The following is a 16,028-nucleotide window of genomic DNA, read 5'->3' on the forward strand; positions in this document are numbered from 1 at the left end:
GATTATACGCTTTCATCATCATGTTTTTTTGCTCAAAAGAAGCATGCCGGTTCTGGCGTATTCATAAATGCTTCATTGAGAAAAGCTATGATGAAGATGAACTTTGTTGATTGGACAGAGTCCGACTAATTACCCCAGAATACAGCGGGTTTAATTTTTTAAAACAATTAGGAGCATCAGCATGGCCGTACTCGTTGGTAAAAGCGCACCAGATTTCACCGCAGCAGCCGTTCTCGGTAATGGCGAGATCACAGAAAGCTACAACTTTAAGGCAGCAACCGCTGGTAAATACGCCGTGGTGTTCTTCTATCCACTCGATTTCACTTTCGTTTGCCCATCCGAGCTGATCGCTTTTGATCACCGTCTGGAAGAATTCAAAGCACGTAATGTAGAAGTAATCGGCGTGTCGATCGACAGCCAGTTTACTCACGCTGCATGGCGTAACACTCCGGTAGAAAAAGGCGGTATTGGCCAGGTTGGTTACACCTTGGTTGCCGATATCAAGCACGAAATTTGCCAAGCATTTGATGTTGAATTAGCGGATGCAGGCGTGGCACTGCGCGGCTCTTTCCTGATCGATAAATCAGGCGTTGTTCAACACCAGGTAGTAAACAATCTGCCACTGGGCCGTGATATCAGCGAAATGCTGCGCGTGGTTGATGCACTACAATTCACAGAAGAGCACGGTGAAGTTTGCCCGGCTGGCTGGAACAAAGGTAAAGCAGGGATGAAGGCAGATGCTGCCGGCGTTGCTGACTACCTGGCTAAAAATGCTAAAGATCTGTAATAACTAAAAAGTTTTGTTATTTAGTCTAGAAAAATCCCCCGCAGGCTTGAACGCCTGCGGGGGATTTTTTTTTGAAGCTTATGGCTGTTGTGAAGTAATGACTTCCAGCCGCTGGGCAATATCCCTCACCGAGCTGGCTTGCTGCTCGGAGGCACTGGAAATTTCACCGATCAGATTACGCATCGCACCTACATCCTGCACGATCCGGACTAAGGCTTTTTCTGCGCTTATGGCTTTTTCTTCGCCCGTTGTCACATCTTTTTCTCCCGAATTCATGGTGCCTACTGCACGCTCGATTTCAATTTGAATAGAGCGAATCAGCTCACCAATTTCGGCGGTGGCTTTGGCTGTGCGCTCGGATAATTTTCGCACTTCATCGGCAACTACCGCAAAGCCCCGGCCTGTATCGCCTGCTCTTGCGGCCTCAATGGCGGCGTTCAGCGCAAGTAAATTGGTCTGATCGGCGATATCTTTAATCACGCCTACAATCACACCAATTTTATCGGATTGGGTATTGAGCTGACCAATCACACCGGCGGTGGTGCGAACTAAGGTGGCCACATCGCGCATGCCGCGTACGGCTCCTTCCACTACGACTTGCCCTTCATTCGCGCTTTCAAATGCGCTATTGCCACGGGTACTGGCTTCGGCCGTGGTATGGGCCACTTCATCAATACTGGTGCTGACTTCTTCCATTGTGGCGGCAATATAAGAAACCTGCTCATGCAGCTCATCAGCCTTACTGGCAACGTTTTTTTGCAGCTCTTCGTGTTTTACTTTGCTGGTGATATCTTCCCAGCAGGCTAGGTAGCATTTCACTTTGCTTGGGTCGGCCGCATCCCAGATGGGGTAGGCCTTGGTACGCAAAGTAATGCTGCCTAAAGGAATATCAGCTACGTGGGTTGCATTTTTTGCTCCGCTGCCCAAGTCTTGCAAAATACGCCTGACCCGTTCCGGATTATGGTGAAAGCGGTGAATAGAGCCACCATGTGCCGTGGATGGATCTGCCCCCCGTAAAACTTGCGTCATTTCCTGACGATATTTTTCAAAAACGGCTTTGGCAGTTTGATTAACATAAAACACATTGTTTTCATGGCTGGTATCGCAGAGCAAGATCATATTATCCACATGATCAAGAATTGCTTTCATCGTATCGAGTTGCACATCTGCTGTGTTTTTTGTTTCTGTTTTTTGAGTAAAACCAAACATAAGATGACCCTCTTGAGAGACAGATTGAAAGCAGATGCTTGTCATCTTTATAGAGTGGTTTTGATTAAAATCAATTGCTGTTAATTCAAATGTGCCGGGGGCGGTTATATCTGGATGAATGGTCTGTTTTTTCAGAATGATGATTTAAAAGATCTTATTTAAGGCTGGGTAGTTTCTGAAATAGACGCGAGGGTTGGAAATCATTAGCGTTTTGATACAGCAGAGATTAAAATTTTGCTAAGTAAATTGGGCCTGTTGCGGATATGGCTGGCAATAGGCCCAATTTTTCTGACAGTAAACTAAAGAATTAATGTGTTTAATTTGCAGGATTAGGGCTTTTTTTATGAATCGCTTCAATTGCTGCATCTAATTCTGGCGTAATCACTACATCGAGGCTGCCGATGTTTTCTTTCAGCTGGGCCATGGTGGTGGCGCCAATAATATTGCTGGCCACATACCAGCGGCTGCTGACCCATGCCAGCGCCATTTGTGCAGGCGATAAGCCATGCTCGCGGGCGAGCTTTACATAGGCTTCAATTGCGCCAGGTACTGCTGGTTTTAAATAACGTGCACCAAAATTGCTAAAGCGCGTCATCCGGCCAGCTGCCTGCGGGGTGTCAAAATACTTACCTGAAAGCAAACCAAACGCCAGCGGGCTATAGGCCAGAAGGCCCACATCCTGACGATGGCAGGTTTCAACCAGGCCATTTTCGAAATTGCGGTTAATTAAATTAAATACATTCTGAATGGTGGCAATACGCGGCAAAGACTGTGTTTGTGCTACGTGGCAGGCCTCCATCACGCCCCACGGGGTTTCATTCGACAGCCCGATATGGCGCACTTTACCGGCCTGTACCAGCTCATTAAGTGCCGAAAGCTGCTCGGCAAAATCCGGCGTATGGGCAGGCTCTTGCTTTGGGTCGTAATAGCTTTGGCCAAACATCGGCACATGGCGGGCAGGCCAGTGCAATTGGTAAAGATCGATGTAATCAGTTTGCAGGCGTTTTAAGCTGGCATCGCAGGCTGCATGAATCTGCTCCCGGTTTAATTGTGGCCCGCCGCGTATCCACTCCATACCGCGATTAGGGCCGGAAATCTTGCTGGCCAGAATAATCTTGTCGCGGCTTTGCTTAGCCAGCCAGCTGCCTACATAGCTTTCAGTTAAGCCCTGAGTCTCGGGCTTACCTGGTACGGGGTACATTTCGGCCGTATCAATAAAGTTGATCCCTGCCTCAATGGCATAATCCAGCTGCTCATGCGCATCGGCTTCGCTGTTTTGCTCGCCAAAGGTCATGGTGCCAAGGCAGAGGGCAGAGATATTTAAATCGGTTTTGGGTAAAAGGTGATATTTCATCGGGCTGGTCTCGTAAGGCGTTTGCGGTGCACTGTGCTGAGTGTCTGATCTGCGGGAGTGTAAGCATTGGCACAAGTCATGGCACCCCTTCAGCGCCATGAAATGTGCAGATACTTATCGTGCGGCAGGCTGGTGTACAGCTTACTTCACCGGGCTTACCCGGTAGCCTTGATCACGCAGGCTTTGAATCAGGCCGGTTTTGCCTGGCAGATGCAGGGCACCTACGGCAATAAAGGCATTGCCTTCTTTTAGCTTGTCACCAAGACGCTCGGCCATGCGCGGGTTGCGGGCTTCGAGTAATTGATTCCGCCATTGGCTGAGCCACGCCTGATCTACCATTTTAAAATCGTCTTGTGCGGCATACTCAGCAAGGCCATTGATATCTTGCTTTAGATATAAATCCAGAATCTTCTGATAGCTTTTTTCAAGCTCGGCCTGCTGATCCAGCACGGCGTAAAGCAGCTCGATTTGTCTGTTTTCCGGAATCGTTTCAAAAAGGCTCAGCTGCTCATCCAGCGTTTCCAAGCCTGAATAATCCTTTTGTCCTTCAATTGCCATTTTGGCGAATAAAAGATCAAGCGGCATCTGCCCCGGCTGGCGTACCGGCGTCATCAGCAGCATGGCAGCGCCCCATGGCCTTAGCTTGGCGGTAGCGACTTCCGGATAGCCGCGCGCTTCAAGCGCGGGTAAAAGCTTCTGGTAATGTTCTTTATCGATAATTTGCGCAAGCGATGGCTCTGGCGTCAGCATGCGCTTACCCATTTCCATCATCATGCCAAAATCGAGGCGAATTTCTGTCACCACTTTTTTGGAAGTCTCAAAAGCCGCTTCGGTTTTAGGGCTCAGCTGAGTCACGCGCGGATCGCCCACATGGGCGGTGCCGTAAAGCCATGAAGCGGGTGTTCCTTTTTTCTCGATTTTCCACAGCAGGCTGTTGCTGTTTTCTACTTTATTGCTGGCTGAAGCCGCTTTACTGACGGCAGCATGGGAGAGGGGAGCAAGCAGGGTTGAGGCGACGGTGACGGCAATAATCAGAGGGCGAAATCGAGCAAGCATCCAAGTCTCCAGCAATTTTTATGTTTGGATTGCCAGTATAAAGCGAAGCGGCGACAGATGCCTTAGTGAAGCGCAGAGTCCTGCGATTTCTTTAGCTTTACCAGGGGTAAATTGATTACATTCAGAAAGGCTGATCGCTATTTTTTTGTCATTATTCTTTTGGTATGCTGACAGTTGTTTCACAGCATGAAATCATTCAGCTCACAGAAAGTCATTGTGCATGGATTTGTTTTGCACTGGCTGAAGGCTGCCACCGTTGTCATCACATTAGGGTAAGCATGCAAGCAAATAATACTTTACTAAAAGCGTTCAAGTACAAGGCATGGGCAAATGCTGAGCTTCTTTCCTGCGGTGAGCAGCAGCTTCATTTGCTATCGGATGATGATTCCATTTTCTTTGCCCGTATCCTGAATCACACTACCGTGGTGGACAGTCTTTTTATTAGCCGCATATCGGGCAGCCCAGAGCTGTATACCAATAACAATACCCCTGAAACGCCTTCACTTTCTGAGCTAAAAGAGCGGATGCAGCAAAATGATGCCTGGCTGGTGGGGTTTACAGAAGCGGTTAGCCAGAATGAGCTGGGCAGACAGATTTGCTTTCAATTTACAGATGGGGATCAGGGGCAGCTTTCTGTTGAGGAAATTCTGCTGCACCTGTTAACCCATGGCAGCAACCATCGGGGCATGGCCGCCCGGGTTTTGGCGGCTCAGGGACTTGAGCGCCCTAAAGATACCTTTACCCGTTATCTGCACCAAGTTGAGCCTTGGCGGCGGGATAGGCTTGAAAATTCGTAAGCGGAAAAGATTTTGCTAAATATGAGCGGCAGGGTTCACATTCATCAGCGACAACAACAGATTGCAAATCAACGCATTCTTTTGGCTCTGGTGCTTGCCGCTTACACCTTACAGAAGGCAGAGCGGCATGAAACAGCTAGTAGAAGCAGTCGGTATCGTTGAAGCAGTGCGCCCCCATGCTGAAGACGATTTTTGGGGAGGGGAAGAGTCTTGCATCTCGCTGCTTGAGCCCTTTACTGCCGAAGCGTTACAGGGCCTGGCAGACTTCTCACATATTGAGGTGTTATTTCTTTTTCACGAAGTGGAGCCGTCTAAAATCGTTTTTGGCGCCCGTCACCCAAGAAATAATAAGGAATGGCCTGCCGTGGGCATCTTTGCCCAGCGAGGTAAAAATCGCCCCAATCGCATTGGCAGCACGATTTGCCCTCTTGTGCGTGTGGAAGGGACAAGGCTGATTGTTACTGAGCTTGACGCAATTAATGGCACGCCGGTGCTCGATATCAAGCCCGTTATGATTGAGTTTTTGCCCCGCAAAGAAGTGCTCCAGCCTGTCTGGTCGCATGAACTTATGCGGGCGTATTGGCTGAAGAAAGACCCTCAAGGTAGTTTGGGCTAAAGCTTCATTAGCCCAATAGTTCTCTGCAATACTCTGTGTTTCACGCTTCGTGCTTGGCTTAATCTATCCCAATTAAAGTCTTTACCGCATCCACATACTGATCAGCATGGGTGCGTGCTTTGCTGGACTGGCGCAGGGCCATATTCCAGCGGGCAATAACTACTTTGCAGTTACTTTCATTGCATTGCTGTATTTCTTCAATTAAGGATCTGGCCATAATACCGAGGCAATGCCCGGCGCTTTCTACCATCAGCTTTTTGGCCTGCTCAAGCAAAAGAGGGTCGATGCTGAGCGTATTGCCCGGGGCGGGCGCCAGAGTGGCAACAGGTGCGGTGGCTTTTGCCACAGGCACTTCTGCTGGTTTGATATTTAATTTTTCAGGCGGGGCAGGGTCTTTTAGTTGAATAAAACCAAGGCCGAGCAATTCTTCCAGCCTTGCTGAAAGCTCAAATTCAGCCAACAGCACGGCCAGCTCGCTGCTGGATTTTGTGCCGTCAATTAAGATCAGCAAACGGCGCTGTCTGGCCGGAAGGCCCGAGCTGCGCTCAGCAATCTCTTTTTGACCCCGGGGCGTTTTGACATAAATGCGATCAAGCAGCTCACTTGAAATACTCATGGATAACTCCCCAATGTCATATGGCAGCCAGAATACCAGCGGGGTATTACAGTTTTTAGAAGGTTTAGAAAAAAGACGTAAGTGTGTACAAAGCACGCTTACTTTAAGCTGCTGTATTTTTAGTAGAAGAGCAAGAAACGGGTCGCTCGCTCTGTTTGGGCTTTGTATGCTTTGTGCTTGATTTTATGAGGAGCAGAAATGATAAATTTCCAGGTTCAGGCACTGGCAAGAGAGCTGTTTCAGCCGTTTTTTACAATGGATGATGCTCAGCTCGCCAGCCATGGCGCAAGGCGCGTCATCGCCGATAAACCCCTGGGTTACCCTTGCCGGGTAAGCCTGCGCGATGCTGCTGTGGGGGAGGGCTTAATATTACTGCCCTTTAAGCATCACCAAGTGGACTCACCTTATCAGGCAAGCGGGCCCATTTTTGTACGCGAAAAGAGCGAAGCTGCTGCTCTGGCAATGAACCAATTGCCTGAGGAAATGGAGTCAAGGCAGATGTCGGTGCGTGCTTACGATGCTGAAGGAATGATTAAAACGGCAGAGGTGGTGGAAGGCGCTCAGCTGGCTTTGCGTTTACAACAGCTATTGCAAGTGCAAAGCATTGCTTATCTGCACTTACATTATGCGGGCTATGGTTGTTATGCCTGTAAAGTGGAGAGGGTGCAGGAGCGTTTACTCCAGATGAGTTAAGCGATTTTCTATCGGCAACCAGCAAAAAAATCTGTCAGGCCAGAGCGTTTTTATCGGGGGGCCGGGTGTTCAGCCGGGCCCCCGATAAAGGAATGTGGGAATGGCGACGTTTTGCCGGGACCACATATCAGGCAAGTGCTTACAGCTTAAATCGCTCCACTATCCCTTGTAAATTTGCTGCCAATTCAGACAAATCTGTCAGGGTGACACGGGTGTTTTTCAGTGCGATGTCGGTTTCTGTAACCTGATGGTTGATCTTTTCGGCTACTTGGGCGATTTGTTCTGTGGCCATCGATTGCTCGCGGGTGGCGGTGGATATTTCGAAGATTTTGCCCGATACCGATTGCATTTCTGTTTGCATATTGCCGATGCGTTCGGCGATGACCTGGGCGAGTTCCTGATTGCCGCTTACCATCTCTTTGGTGGCTTGCATTTTGCCTACGGCGTGTTCGGTTTTCTCACTGATCGATCCCAGCATGTGCTCGATTTCTTCGGTGGCGCGGGCGGTGCGCTCTGCGAGCTTTCGCACTTCATCGGCCACTACCGCAAAGCCTCGGCCCGTTTCGCCCGCACGAGCGGCTTCAATGGCGGCGTTCAGTGCCAGTAAATTGGTTTGGCCGGCGATGTCTTTAATGGTGACAGTGATCAGGCTGATTTGCTGCGATTGCTGCGACAGCTCGTGCATGGTGCTGCTGAGTTCACCAACTGTTTCGGCCATTTTATTGGTGTCGTCCCGCATGGTGTTCACCGCTTCGGCACTGGCGCTGGCGCCTGAATCGGCTTCACGCACGGTGTCTTCAACCTGCTGGGTGCTGTCAGCAATATGAGCAATACTAACGGTGACTTCTTCAATATTGGCGGCAGATGCTGAGGCCATATCGGCTTGTTTATGCGATTCTTGCGATAGTTTTTGCGCCATTTGTTCGATATCGGCCACGCCACCAGTGAGCTTGCCGGCCTGAGTGCGAACCTGAGCAATGATTTTATGTAAATCGCTCAAAAATTGATTAAATGCGCTGGCAATTTGGGCCGTTTCATCGCGGCTGCTGCTGTCTAAGCGTACGGTCAGATCGGCGTTGCCGCTGCTTAAGTTTTGCATCGCAATTTTTAAGCGATTAAGCGGCCGGGTGACTAAATTGGCCAGCCACAGCGATGCCAGTGTGGAGAGCAAAATGGCAACCACGCCTAAAATAACCGATTTAAGCAAAATGCTGTTCAGGGTTTCTTTCACTGAAGATAAATTGGCATCGGCCGCGGCAACAATGGTTTCACCTTTGCTATTGGTGAAGGGCAGAAAAATGGTGCGAAAGCTGCCAAATTTGCTGTCGTATTCATCAAACGTTCGCTGTTTGCTGCTGATGGCGGCTTGTAATTGCTTGCTGGTTGAATCTGATGGGGTGAGGTAAACCTCGGCATCGGGTTTGTTTTCTTCTTCCGGTGATAAGGACGAGAGCACGTAATAGGTTTTGTTATCCCGCTGGATATAGCCATAAATAAACGGCAGGCCCAGCTCTTTGCTGTAGCGGGTAAGCCGCTCTGAAAGCTGGCGCATCTGGTGCAGATCGGCTTGCTCGCGAGGTTTTAGCTCTGAATGAAAACCCTCGCCTAATACATAGCGGTAGCCAGTGGCTGCGGCGGTAAGCTGGCCATCGATGGCTTGTAGTGCATGGCTGCGTGCTTGTTGATAGCTGAAGTAGGTAAAGAGCGCGACAGTGATTGTCGTTAAGATAATCATGACGGCCTGAATTTTGTTTTTGAGTGTGTAAAACATTTGCATTTTCCTCTATCCAGCTTGTTTATTTTGCTTCTTTTAATTTGGCGGATGGTATTACAAATGACTCAATCAGATTGAAGAATCTATGGCACAGTGTGAAAGGTGCTCCTTATTTTTAAATGGTGCAACCGATTGGGTGCAACCCTAGGGATAGTCCTGACATTTTAAGGTGCAACTCAACTTATAATATGCCATCTTGATCAAACAGAATGCGAAAAATGGCCAGCACAACTCTAGGTATAAAGGTAGACGATGATTTGCGGGCGCGGATTAAAACTGCGGCCCAGCAATTAGACAGGACGCCTCATTGGCTGATTAAGCAATCGATTTTTGCTTATTTGCAACAGGTAGAGCAGGGGGCCCGTCCGCTGGAGCTGGCGCAGGATGGCGAAGCGCTGCCCGTGCTGGATGATGCCGAAGGTGTTGAAAGCAATCTTCCTTTTCTGGAGCTGGCCCAGAGCATTGCGGTGCAAAGTGTTTTGCGCTCTGCCATTACCTCGGCATATCGCCGCCCGGAAGCTGAATGCCTGCCGGTGCTGGTTGAGCAAGCCAAAATGCCAACAGAGCAAATGGCCGGGCAAACTCAGGCGCTGGCGCATAAATTGGTGGCGGCATTACGCGCCAAGCGTACCGGCGGCGGCGTTGAAGGCCTGATTCACGAGTTCTCTTTATCCAGCCAGGAAGGCGTGGCGCTGATGTGCCTAGCCGAAGCCTTGCTGCGTATTCCTGATCGCGCCACGCGTGATGTATTGATCCGCGATAAAGTCAGCAAGGGCGATTGGCATGCTCATCTGGGGCAATCGCCATCGCTGTTTGTGAATGCCGCCAGCTGGGGGCTGATGCTGACAGGCAAGCTGGTTGCCACCAATAGCGAGGCAGGCTTGTCTGCCGCGCTGACCCGCATGATTGGTAAGGGTGGTGAGCCATTGATCCGCAAGGGCGTGGATATGGCAATGCGCCTGATGGGCGAGCAGTTTGTAACCGGCGAAACCATCGCCGAAGCGCTGGCCAACAGCCGCAAATTTGAAGCACGCGGCTTCAGATATTCTTACGATATGCTGGGTGAAGCGGCTACCACAGCCGAAGACGCTAAGCGTTATTACGCCGCTTACGAGCAGGCGATTCATGCCATTGGTAAGGCATCAGCCGGGCGCGGTATTTACGAAGGCCCGGGGATTTCGATCAAGCTTTCTGCCCTGCACCCGCGTTATTCACGCGCGCAGCAAGACCGTGTTACCGCAGAATTATTGCCTAGTGTGATTGCGCTTGCCCGCCTCGCCCGCAGCTATGATATTGGTTTAAATATTGATGCCGAAGAAGCAGATCGCTTAGAAATCTCGCTCGATTTACTGGAAGCCATGTGCTTTGACGAAAAGCTGACAGGCTGGAACGGGATTGGTTTTGTGATCCAGGCTTACCAAAAACGTGCGCCGCATGTGATTGATTATGTGATTGATCTGGCCCGCCGCAGTGGCCATCGCCTGATGATCCGTCTGGTAAAAGGCGCGTACTGGGATAGCGAAATCAAGCGTGCGCAATTGGATGGCCTGGAAGATTATCCGGTATACACCCGTAAGGTTTATACCGATGTGGCTTACCTTGCCTGCGCTAAAAAACTGCTGGCTACGCCCGATGCGGTCTACCCGCAGTTTGCCACGCATAATGCGCAAACGCTTTCTGCGATTTATCACCTTGCCGGGCAAAATTATTATCCTGGCCAGTATGAATTCCAGTGCCTGCACGGCATGGGCGAGCCTTTATACGAGGAAGTCACTGCGCGTGAAAAACTGGGCCGTCCTTGCCGCGTGTATGCGCCTGTGGGTAGCCATGAAACGCTGCTGGCCTATCTGGTGCGCCGCCTCTTGGAGAACGGTGCTAACAGCTCGTTTGTAAATCGTATTGCCGACGAAAATGTGGCCATCGAAGAATTGATTGTTGATCCGATTGCTCAGGCTCTTGCGGTGGTGCCGCACTTTGCTCCGCACGATAAAATCCCTTTGCCACGACTCTTATTCGGTGCAAATCGCTTAAATTCCAGCGGTTTGGATTTATCCAATGAGCATCGCCTGGCTTCACTCTCTGCGGCTCTGCTGGCTGGTGCCAATACCGAATGGCTGGCTGCCCCGATGCTGGGCATGACAGGCGAGCTGGATGCTTCCCGTAAGCAGGCAGTTAAAAACCCGGCCGATCATCAGGATGTGGTTGGCCATGTGATCGAAGCCGATGTGGCTGAGGTGGCAGAGGCCTTTATGCATGCCGCAAATATCGGCCCGATCTGGCAGGCAACAGCGGTTGCAGAGCGTGCAGCCTGCCTGAACCGCGCCGCGCAATTGCTTGAATCCGGCATGCAGCCGCTCCTGGGCCTGATTGTGCGTGAAGCAGGTAAATCGCTGCCCAATGCGATTGCTGAAGTGCGCGAAGCGGTGGATTTCTTACGCTATTACGCCGTGCAGATTGAGCAGGATTTTGCCAACGACAGCCATCGTCCGCTTGGCCCTGTGGTTTGTATCAGCCCGTGGAATTTCCCGCTGGCCATCTTTATTGGCCAGGTAGCCGCAGCTTTGGCTGCGGGTAACCCGGTGCTGGCTAAGCCTGCCGAGCAAACCCCGCTGATCGCCGCCGAAGCAGTACGTATCCTGCGCGCGGCCGGTGTGCCTGCCGGTGCGGTGCAACTCTTGCCTGGCCGTGGTGAAACCGTAGGCAGCGCCTTAATTAACGATGCGCGCTGCAGTGGTGTGATGTTTACCGGCTCTACCCAGGTGGCGCGTTTAATCGCCAGCAATCTGGCTAAACGTCTTGATAAAGATGGCCGTACTATTCCGCTGATTGCCGAAACAGGCGGGCAGAACTGCATGATTGTCGATTCATCGGCACTGGCAGAGCAGGTGGTGGGTGATGTACTGATGTCGGCCTTTGATTCGGCCGGCCAGCGCTGCTCGGCGCTGCGCGTGCTGTGCTTGCAGGAAGAAGCTGCGGATCACATCTTGCATATGCTGAAAGGCGCTATGCAGGAGCTGAATATTGGCAAGCCGGATTCTCTGTCCGTGGATGTAGGCCCGGTGATTGATCTTGAAGCGCAGCAAAATATCGCCAGCCATATCGCCGCATTCAAGAGCCGTGGTGCTGAGGTGTCAGAGCTGCCGCTGCCTGCGGTCTGCCAGCAGGGCACCTTTATTGCGCCAACGCTGATCGAAATCAATAGCCTGTCTGAGCTGAAGCAAGAAGTCTTCGGCCCGGTACTGCATGTGATTCGCTATCGCCGTGAAGCGCTGGATCAGCTGATTGATGATATCAATGGCACCGGCTTTGGCCTGACTTTTGGTGTGCATACCCGTATCGACGAAACCATCGCCCATGTGGTGGAAAAAGTGCAGGCGGGGAATATCTATGTAAACCGCAATGTGATCGGTGCCGTGGTTGGGGTGCAACCTTTTGGTGGTGAAGGTTTATCCGGGACAGGCCCTAAGGCCGGTGGCCCGCTGTATCTGCCACGCCTTCTTTCCCGCCGCCCGGCGCAAACCCTGCCAGGGGATCAGGCGGCGCTTGCTCCGCTGCTGGCTTATCACGATTATTTGCAATCTCGTCAGGAAGACGATGCAGCTGCACGTTGCAGCCGCTATCTGGCCGGATCTGGCTTAGGTGCAAATATCGATTTGCCAGGTCCTACCGGCGAGCGCAACCGTTACCTGCTGCATCCGCGTGGCCCGGTGCTGTGTATTGCCGCAACTGAGCTTGGCGCAAAAGCGCAATTTGCTGCGGCTTTAGCAAGTGGTAATCCTGCCGTGTTTATTGCGCATCCTGCGGTAAAAACGATGGTTGAAGGCCTGCCCAAAGCGTTGTCTGGCGGCGTCTTCATGAAGGCTTCGATTGCCGAAGTGGGCGTGGTTGGAGCCGTCTTGTTTGAAGGCGACAGTGATGCGCTTGCTGAGGTCAACCGCCAGGTTGCAGAAATCGCCGGGCCTATCCTGCAAGTACAAGGCTTATCCAGCGAAGCCCTTGCTGCTGGCGAAGACTTCGATCTGGCCCGTCTTCTGGCTGAGCGCTCTATCAGTGTAAATACCGCAGCCGCAGGCGGTAATGCCAGTTTGATGAGTATTAGTTAAGGGGGAGTTGTGTGTATTAAGTAGTTTGCTTCAGCAAACAATGAAAAAACGTAATGACCACACTCATGGCACAGGGCTTTTACCCCCCTGAAAACACGCTTCGCTCCGAACAAGGGGGGCGTCGTCAATTCGTGTTTGAACGAAGCGAGTTGACACAACGCCACTGTCCGCAGCGAGGAGATTTCGTGTTTTGAGGCTGTGGCTTGGCTTCGTTTCTTGGCCGCGCAAGAAAGGAAGGTCCAGCGGGAATCCCGCAGCAAAATCAATGTGCCGAAGGCACTAAAAAGGTCTTTTTGATTTCGGTTAGCATGTATGGGGTGAAGCTCCCGGGCTTCATTCCATACATTTTTGCAATTGAATTTAGTAAGCTTCGCATCATTTAAGCGCATAATAAACCCATCTGCCTGATCTGCCGGTGATCTATGACTTTCCTCCTTTCCCTGCTTGAAACCCGTATTCTGGGTGTGTTAATCGAAAAGCAAATTACTGTTCCTGATACCTATCCTTTATCTTTAAATTCCCTTGTTTCAGGTTGTAATCAGAAATCCAGCCGTGATCCTGTCATGTCAATTAATGACACCGAAGCGGATGAGGCGTTGGTGCACTTAAAAGAGCTGAAACTGGTTGAGTCTTCGCACTTGGGCGGGCGTATTGCGCGTTATTCGCAGTGCTTTGCCGCCGTGTTTCAAGTGCCCTCGCAATCGGTAGCCATTTTAACGGTGCTGATGTTGCGTGGCCCGCAAACAGCAGGCGAGCTGCGTCTGGCGTGTGAGCGTTTGCATAAGTTTTCGGATATTTCAGCGGTAGAAGCTTTTTTAGAAGAGCTTGCATCCCGTAGCAGCGGGGCTTTAGTCGTAAAACTGCCTCGCCAGCCAGGGGCAAGAGAGTGCCGCTGGGCGCATTTATTATCCGGCGAGCCGGTGATCATTGAGGCTGCGCCAAGTGCCAAAGGCAGTGCCGATTCAGCCTTGCAGGCTAAAGTGGATCTTTTAGAAATCGAACTCTTTGAATTAAAAGAAAAAGTGGCCAGAATTTGCGCTGAATTAGGCGTGGAATAACAGGCGTTGCTGATGTTTGACTGGCAATTGCGATCAGCCTTTAATCAAACGTCAGGCCCATGCTGGCTTGCCATGCGGCAAAGAATGCCGCCTGGCAGGGGTATTAAAGTCTTCTTATATGCTGCCGATGATCTGGCTATGCGGCTTGCAAGCTTTCGGAACTTTGGCACGATGCTTGCATAGTCTTTTGATAACGCTTGATCATCAGGATGTTTATCATGAGCACTTTTGTTATCCACCCTATCTGGCCGGTCAGTGAACCCGAAGCAATGGAATACGGCCTTTTCCGTGTGACCCGCCATGGCGAGCTGGAGCTGCTTCGCAGTGCCTGTCTGGAAAGTCTGACCGATGTGCATCACAAGATGCTGCATTTGGCTGAGCATGCTAAAAACCCCAGGCAGTGCAGGGCGGATTGAGCTTTCACATTTAGGGTAAGATGCGGGCTTATTTTATTTTTCTCGTGATCCGCTATGGCCCTGAAGGCAACTATTTTTAAATCTGATCTGCAAATTGCAGATATGGATCGTCATTACTACGCTACCCATTCTTTAGTGATTGCCCGTCATCCTTCTGAAAATGATGAACGCATGATGGTGCGTCTTTTAGCCTTTGCTTTGCATGCCAGCGAAACGCTTGCGTTTACTAAAGGCTTAAGCGATACCGATGAGCCGGATATCTGGCAAAAAGATTTTACTGGTGCAATTGAATTGTGGATTGAATTAGGCCAGCCGGATGAAAAGCGAATTCGCCAAGCCTGTGGTAAAGCGCAAAAAGTAGCGGTGTTTACTTATAGCGGCAATAGTGCGGATGTTTGGTGGAAAGGCATCGCCAGCAAATTAGAGCGTTTGGATAATCTGCAAGTGATTAATGTGCCGGTAGAAATGACCCAAACATTAGCCACCTTGGCTAATCGCAATATGCAATTGCAATGCACGATTCAGGATGGTCAGGTTTGGCTGGCAGATAACAGCCAGTCAATTGAAACACATTTCACTATTTTAAAAGCATTTAAATAAGGCTGGGTGAGGCAGTTTTATACCCACGCGCCATTGATGATCACATCTCAATAAGAGCCGCCATTTATGGATTTAAACCAGCTTATGCTCGATGTCCGCCAGTTTGCACAAGCGCGCGATTGGGAGCGTTATCACACGCCTAAAAATTTATGCATGGCGATGTCGGTAGAAATGGCCGAGTTAGTAGAACACTTTCAATGGGCAACACCAGAGGAATCTCAGCAATTAGATGCAGCTAAGCGTGAAGCGGTAGAGCAGGAAATGGCCGATGTATTGCTTTATATGATCAGGCTGGCCGATGTGCTGAATGTAGATTTAGAACGCGCCATTCGGGCAAAAATGGTTTTAAATGCCGTTAAATATCCACCTTTGTAAATATGATGAATCTATCCAACGATCAAATTATTCAGGATACCGAGCGCTGGCTGGAAAAAGCCGTGATTGGTTTAAATCTTTGCCCCTTTGCTAAAGCGGTGCATGTTAAAAAGCAGCTTCGCTATGCAGTAAGTGATGCTCGTAATATTGATGTGCTGATTGAGACATTAATTAAAGAGCTGGAGCTGCTGGCAGAAACAGATCCGGCAAAAATTGAAATGACGCTGCTGATTCATCCCTATGTACTGGGGGATTTTCTGGCTTATAACGATTTTCTTGAAATTGCAGATTCAGTGCTTGAAGAGTTAAATCTGGATGGCATTTTTCAAATCGCCAGTTTTCATCCGCAGTACCAGTTTGAAGGTAGCCAGCCGGATGATATCGCCAATTACACTAATCGCAGTCCCTATCCTACTTTGCACTTACTGCGTGAAGACAGTATCTCTAAGGCGGTTGAGGCTTTTCCAGATGCGGATGTTATTGTTGATCGTAATATTGCCACTCTGCGCAGCATGGGGCATGAGGGTTGGAAAAAGCTCTGGATGTAGGGGCTGAGGCAGATATGGAGCAAATA

15 protein-coding genes are annotated in these 16,028 nt (G+C 50.3%); 10 read left to right on the forward strand and 5 right to left on the reverse strand.

Features of this window, described 5'->3' with window-relative positions:
* The first annotated feature begins 181 nt into the window (after positions 1 to 181).
* Complete coding sequence (locus tag CSQ88_RS10435) at positions 182 to 787, forward strand: peroxiredoxin (protein ID WP_099398043.1); 606 nt, start codon at positions 182 to 184, stop codon at positions 785 to 787.
* 78 nt (positions 788 to 865) lie between these two features.
* Here the strand turns inward: CSQ88_RS10435 and CSQ88_RS10440 are convergent, their stop codons facing one another.
* The 3 genes from CSQ88_RS10440 to CSQ88_RS10450 form a co-directional block, all read right to left on the reverse strand.
* Positions 866 to 1,996 carry a methyl-accepting chemotaxis protein gene (locus tag CSQ88_RS10440; protein WP_257212555.1) on the reverse strand — a complete coding sequence of 377 codons (1,131 nt, stop codon included), beginning with the start codon at positions 1,994 to 1,996 and terminating at the stop codon, positions 866 to 868.
* 316 nt (positions 1,997 to 2,312) lie between these two features.
* Positions 2,313 to 3,350: an NADP(H)-dependent aldo-keto reductase gene (locus CSQ88_RS10445; protein WP_099398045.1), complete on the reverse strand. Its 1,038-nt coding sequence runs from the start codon at positions 3,348 to 3,350 to the stop codon at positions 2,313 to 2,315.
* A 141-nt stretch (positions 3,351 to 3,491) separates the two neighbouring features.
* A complete protein-coding gene (locus tag CSQ88_RS10450; protein WP_099398046.1) occupies positions 3,492 to 4,406 on the reverse strand; it encodes a TraB/GumN family protein in 915 nt (304 codons plus the stop codon).
* Positions 4,407 to 4,684: 278 nt separating this feature from the next.
* Here CSQ88_RS10450 and CSQ88_RS10455 point away from each other — a divergent pair, with 278 nt between their 5' ends.
* Together CSQ88_RS10455 and CSQ88_RS10460 are read left to right on the forward strand one after the other, a co-directional pair.
* Positions 4,685 to 5,203: a DinB family protein gene (locus CSQ88_RS10455; protein WP_099398074.1), complete on the forward strand. Its 519-nt coding sequence runs from the start codon at positions 4,685 to 4,687 to the stop codon at positions 5,201 to 5,203.
* Positions 5,204 to 5,330: 127 nt separating this feature from the next.
* The gene (locus CSQ88_RS10460) at positions 5,331 to 5,819 is read left to right on the forward strand and encodes an SAM-dependent methyltransferase (RefSeq protein WP_099398047.1); all 489 of its coding nucleotides are present in this window, start codon (positions 5,331 to 5,333) and stop codon (positions 5,817 to 5,819) included.
* Between the two features lie 58 nt (positions 5,820 to 5,877).
* On the opposite strand, the gene CSQ88_RS10465 is transcribed toward CSQ88_RS10460, so the two are convergent.
* Positions 5,878 to 6,435 (reverse strand): hypothetical protein, encoded by a 558-nt coding sequence (locus CSQ88_RS10465; RefSeq protein WP_099398048.1) that lies wholly within the window; start codon positions 6,433 to 6,435, stop codon positions 5,878 to 5,880.
* A 198-nt stretch (positions 6,436 to 6,633) separates the two neighbouring features.
* On the opposite strand from CSQ88_RS10465, the gene CSQ88_RS10470 reads away from it, so the two are divergent.
* A complete protein-coding gene (locus CSQ88_RS10470; protein WP_099398049.1) occupies positions 6,634 to 7,128 on the forward strand; it encodes a DUF1203 domain-containing protein in 495 nt (164 codons plus the stop codon).
* Between the two features lie 139 nt (positions 7,129 to 7,267).
* Here the strand turns inward: CSQ88_RS10470 and CSQ88_RS10475 are convergent, their stop codons facing one another.
* Positions 7,268 to 8,899 (reverse strand): methyl-accepting chemotaxis protein, encoded by a 1,632-nt coding sequence (locus tag CSQ88_RS10475; RefSeq protein WP_180273626.1) that lies wholly within the window; start codon positions 8,897 to 8,899, stop codon positions 7,268 to 7,270.
* A 221-nt stretch (positions 8,900 to 9,120) separates the two neighbouring features.
* On the opposite strand from CSQ88_RS10475, the gene putA reads away from it, so the two are divergent.
* The 6 genes from putA (at position 9,121) to CSQ88_RS10510 (ending at position 16,002) form a co-directional block, all read left to right on the forward strand.
* Positions 9,121 to 13,005, forward strand: coding sequence for a trifunctional transcriptional regulator/proline dehydrogenase/L-glutamate gamma-semialdehyde dehydrogenase (putA, locus tag CSQ88_RS10480; RefSeq protein WP_099398051.1), 3,885 nt, complete (start codon positions 9,121 to 9,123; stop codon positions 13,003 to 13,005).
* A gap of 422 nt (positions 13,006 to 13,427) precedes the next feature.
* Complete coding sequence (locus CSQ88_RS10490) at positions 13,428 to 14,063, forward strand: YceH family protein (RefSeq protein WP_099398053.1); 636 nt, start codon at positions 13,428 to 13,430, stop codon at positions 14,061 to 14,063.
* A 218-nt stretch (positions 14,064 to 14,281) separates the two neighbouring features.
* A complete protein-coding gene (locus CSQ88_RS10495) occupies positions 14,282 to 14,479 on the forward strand; it encodes a hypothetical protein (RefSeq protein WP_099398054.1) in 198 nt (65 codons plus the stop codon).
* A gap of 54 nt (positions 14,480 to 14,533) precedes the next feature.
* Complete coding sequence (locus CSQ88_RS10500) at positions 14,534 to 15,079, forward strand: YaeQ family protein (protein ID WP_099398055.1); 546 nt, start codon at positions 14,534 to 14,536, stop codon at positions 15,077 to 15,079.
* Positions 15,080 to 15,145: 66 nt separating this feature from the next.
* Positions 15,146 to 15,454: a nucleotide pyrophosphohydrolase gene (locus CSQ88_RS10505; RefSeq protein WP_099398056.1), complete on the forward strand. Its 309-nt coding sequence runs from the start codon at positions 15,146 to 15,148 to the stop codon at positions 15,452 to 15,454.
* Between the two features lie 5 nt (positions 15,455 to 15,459).
* A complete protein-coding gene (locus CSQ88_RS10510; RefSeq protein WP_218963066.1) occupies positions 15,460 to 16,002 on the forward strand; it encodes a DUF1415 domain-containing protein in 543 nt (180 codons plus the stop codon).
* Positions 16,003 to 16,028: the final 26 nt, after the last annotated feature.

The organism is Iodobacter sp. BJB302, from assembly GCF_002735645.1.
Lineage (GTDB): Bacteria > Pseudomonadota > Gammaproteobacteria > Burkholderiales > Chitinibacteraceae > Iodobacter.

Excerpts from the sequence above, each read along its gene's own strand:
- CSQ88_RS10470 (WP_099398049.1), top strand. The coding sequence starts at position 6,634 with ATGATAAATTTCCAGGTTCAGGCACTGGCAAGAGAGCTGTTTCAGCCG.
- putA (WP_099398051.1), top strand. The coding sequence starts at position 9,121 with ATGGCCAGCACAACTCTAGGTATAAAGGTAGACGATGATTTGCGGGCG.
- CSQ88_RS10450 (WP_099398046.1), bottom strand. The coding sequence starts at position 4,406 with ATGCTTGCTCGATTTCGCCCTCTGATTATTGCCGTCACCGTCGCCTCA.
- CSQ88_RS10435 (WP_099398043.1), top strand. The coding sequence starts at position 182 with ATGGCCGTACTCGTTGGTAAAAGCGCACCAGATTTCACCGCAGCAGCC.
- CSQ88_RS10460 (WP_099398047.1), top strand. The coding sequence starts at position 5,331 with ATGAAACAGCTAGTAGAAGCAGTCGGTATCGTTGAAGCAGTGCGCCCC.
- CSQ88_RS10445 (WP_099398045.1), bottom strand. The coding sequence starts at position 3,350 with ATGAAATATCACCTTTTACCCAAAACCGATTTAAATATCTCTGCCCTC.
- CSQ88_RS10500 (WP_099398055.1), top strand. The coding sequence starts at position 14,534 with ATGGCCCTGAAGGCAACTATTTTTAAATCTGATCTGCAAATTGCAGAT.
- CSQ88_RS10490 (WP_099398053.1), top strand. The coding sequence starts at position 13,428 with ATGACTTTCCTCCTTTCCCTGCTTGAAACCCGTATTCTGGGTGTGTTA.
- CSQ88_RS10440 (WP_257212555.1), bottom strand. The coding sequence starts at position 1,996 with ATGTTTGGTTTTACTCAAAAAACAGAAACAAAAAACACAGCAGATGTG.
- CSQ88_RS10465 (WP_099398048.1), bottom strand. The coding sequence starts at position 6,435 with ATGAGTATTTCAAGTGAGCTGCTTGATCGCATTTATGTCAAAACGCCC.
- CSQ88_RS10510 (WP_218963066.1), top strand. The coding sequence starts at position 15,460 with ATGAATCTATCCAACGATCAAATTATTCAGGATACCGAGCGCTGGCTG.
- CSQ88_RS10495 (WP_099398054.1), top strand. The coding sequence starts at position 14,282 with ATGAGCACTTTTGTTATCCACCCTATCTGGCCGGTCAGTGAACCCGAA.
- CSQ88_RS10475 (WP_180273626.1), bottom strand. The coding sequence starts at position 8,899 with ATGTTTTACACACTCAAAAACAAAATTCAGGCCGTCATGATTATCTTA.
- CSQ88_RS10505 (WP_099398056.1), top strand. The coding sequence starts at position 15,146 with ATGGATTTAAACCAGCTTATGCTCGATGTCCGCCAGTTTGCACAAGCG.
- CSQ88_RS10455 (WP_099398074.1), top strand. The coding sequence starts at position 4,685 with ATGCAAGCAAATAATACTTTACTAAAAGCGTTCAAGTACAAGGCATGG.